The 333-nt window shown below is 74.8% G+C and carries 1 pseudogene; it reads right to left on the bottom strand.

The annotated features are described in order from the left end of the window. Window positions 1–333: pseudogene (locus tag OO69_RS48420) on the bottom strand (MarR family transcriptional regulator); the annotation flags it as partial.

The following is a 333-nucleotide window of genomic DNA, read 5'->3' as shown; positions in this document are numbered from 1 at the left end:
GGCCCTGCTCGTCCAGGAAGGCGACCGCCTTGGAGACGGACGCCGGGCTGACCTGGAGGTGCCGGACGAGTTCGGACGCGGTGAGGCTGCCGCTGTCGCTGACGCAGAGGCACGCCATCACCCGGGCCATCATCTTCGGCGTGCCCTGCTGTATGAAGACGGTGGTCAGCGTCTCCTCGTACTCGCGCACGGCCTCGGCGTCCCGCCCGTGGGCGGGCGGGAGCGCCTGCGGCCCCCGGGGAGCCGCCTGCCTGCGCCGGTGGGCGCGGCGCTCGGTGGCCCGGTGGGCGAGGTCGGCGCGGTACGCGGTGGGACCGCCGTTGCGCATCACCT

The organism is Streptomyces sp. NRRL F-525, assembly GCF_000716605.1.
Classification (GTDB): Bacteria; Actinomycetota; Actinomycetes; order Streptomycetales; family Streptomycetaceae; genus Streptomyces.
This window is presented reverse-complemented; position numbering and strand designations above follow the sequence as displayed.